Origin of the sequence: Snodgrassella gandavensis, from assembly GCF_914768025.1 — a bacterium.
GTDB classification, from domain to species: Bacteria; Pseudomonadota; Gammaproteobacteria; order Burkholderiales; family Neisseriaceae; genus Snodgrassella; species Snodgrassella gandavensis.
Genome location: NZ_CAJZCE010000030.1, coordinates 1 through 2,354 on the forward strand (window position 1 = coordinate 1; position 2,354 = coordinate 2,354).

Genomic DNA, 2,354 nt, shown 5'->3' on the forward strand with positions numbered 1-2,354 from the left:
AAGCGAAGACAAAAAACAACTGGTACTCAGAGAAACCAGCAAAGACTACCGTGCAGCAGACGAGCAGGCACAATCATGGGGTATCGGCGGCGGCAAGAGCCGTGCCCTGAACGCCGTCACCAGTGCCGTCACCGGCATCCTTGGCTGCCAGACCAACCTGCAAGCGGCTACCAACGCCCTCGCCCCCTATGCCGCAGAACTAATCGGCAAACAATTCGGCCATGGGGATAACCAGAACCAAGCCGCCCAACTGGTAGCGCATGCTCTACTGGGCGCCATCAGTGCCAGCATTAACGGTGGTAATGCCGCCGCCGGCGCAGTAGGCGCAAGCGCAGCCGAACTGGCAGCGCAATACCTGATTAAACAACTACCCAAAGATCAATACCCCGAAGCCATAGACCCAAGAACCGGCGAGATAGACCCGAACCGCTTGCCGGAGAGTGTGAAAGCCAGCATCAGAGACCTATCGTCAGCGGTGGCCACCGTATCAGGCGGGCTAACGGGCGGTTCACTGGTTAATGCGCAGATTGCGGGGGTAGTTGGGCAGAATTCAGTGGAGAATAACGCCCTCATCAACAGCAAAGGCGAAAGCAAACTAAATGCCCAAGAAAGAAAAATAAACGAAAAACTAAAAAAAGCCGGCGTACAAAATGCAGATGATTACCAAAGAAAATATGATGCTTGTAAAACTGAACAGTGTAAAAAGCAAGTATTAGCTGATTATGAGCAAGCATCTAAACAGGCATCACAAATCATACTAGAGCTGTATAGAAGTGGGCAGCTATCAACCGAAGAATCAATGATACTGTTAACAAGCTATGGTAGCAAAATGATGCAGGGTGCTGGAGAAAGCCAGCATGGATGGGATACTCCTATATTCAATAAGGAAGTTAACAAATGGACACCATCAGGAAAAATAAAGACGCCCGAATTTGAAGAGATAAGACTCTCAAACGCCATCCAAAAGATGAAAAAAGCAGGCGTTCCAGACGAACAGATAGAAGCGATAGCATCAAGCTACCAGATAGCAGGTCAATATTTCGGTTCATATGCCCAGATTGGAGAACAGGTAGATGCGCTTTATAATTCGGGTTTGAGCTTAAAATCAGTAATCAATGTAATTGCACTAAAACGAGGCAAGGCATTATCGATTAATGAAATAAAGGCAATTACAACCAGATACAACAATAAAGCCGGAAGTCTTGTAACAGCAAATGGACAGGTTATCAAGAACGCAGAAGCGAATGCGATAAAGAGTGAATCTCGTGGAGTTGGTAAGGAAGTTGGAAAGGATGCGAATGTAGGAAAGGGAATTTCCAATATATCTACTTTGAGTCCTAATGAAATTAGATTCTCACAAAATACGGTTTCTTATAATAAAGTAGAACGAGGGACTAATATGAAATATACTTATGACGATCTTGTTACAAACATGAAAACTAATGGTTGGAAAGGTGATCCAGTTGATGTAATTAAAATGCCAGACGGAAAATTCACGAGTATGGATAATACTAGAATAGCAGCCGCTAGAGAAGCTGGTATAGATATTAAAGCTAATGTTAGAAATTTCGATGATAAGCTTTTACCTGCTGAAGTAAATAGGTTTTCTGATCCTAGAAAAGGATTTGTACCTACAACTTGGGGAGAGGCAATAACAGGAAGAATTAATAAACAGTCAGGTGGATTTAGTAAAAATAATCCATATGGTTCAAGTACTCCTCCTCGCATTAGTGGTAAACCTAAGGATTAATAATATGGCTCATTACTTATATTCAAAAGAAGAATTACCCGAAGGATTCAAATATCCGCTATCTTTTTTGGAAATTGTTTCTAAGAAAGATGTTCTAGATTTAGAACCATGGTGGTTTTTGTATGAATTTGAAAATTTTGCTAAACAATGGTTATTTGAGATAAAAAAACAATACCCAACTAGAAAACTGATACCATTTGCCAAAGCTTCTAATACTGATGATATCGTTTGTTTTGATGGTTCCGATAAATCAGGCAATCCGAAAGTATACTTTGTTCATACTTTTGCTTCTCCTGGATGGGAGGACAGGGGTAGTGTCTATAGCTTTGATGAATGGTTAAAACAAGCCAAAGAAGAATCAGCACGATATAAAGCCGAGAGGATTTAATTAGGTTAGGTTTAGTCAAATATCAAAAAGTTAGTATGAACAGTATTGGTTAACCAAACTCCATTATCAGCTAGATAAAACTTAAAGCCTTGTTGATTGTACTAGCTTAAACTTAATCTGACAGACACTACCTACTCATCGGCATTCGTTCTAACACAATGACTGTCTGATGAGTAAAATAAATTCTCTAGCTGCTTTTCTTTAGCCAGTCCTTTT

Annotated in this window: 2 protein-coding genes; both read left to right on the plus strand. The window is 41.3% G+C overall.

From position 1 onward, the window contains the following. Positions 1-1,750 (plus strand): VENN motif pre-toxin domain-containing protein (locus MJ764_RS11495; RefSeq protein WP_275415315.1); only part of this gene is annotated, 1,750 nt, incomplete at its 5' end. A 4-nt stretch (positions 1,751-1,754) separates the two neighbouring features. After that, positions 1,755-2,138 carry an SMI1/KNR4 family protein gene (locus MJ764_RS11300; protein WP_239327113.1) on the plus strand — a complete coding sequence of 128 codons (384 nt, stop codon included), beginning with the start codon at positions 1,755-1,757 and terminating at the stop codon, positions 2,136-2,138. Positions 2,139-2,354 lie beyond the last annotated feature (216 nt).

Bases quoted from the DNA above. Each gene is read 5' to 3' on its own strand.
- MJ764_RS11300 (WP_239327113.1), top strand. From the start codon at position 1,755: ATGGCTCATTACTTATATTCAAAAGAAGAATTACCCGAAGGATTCAAA.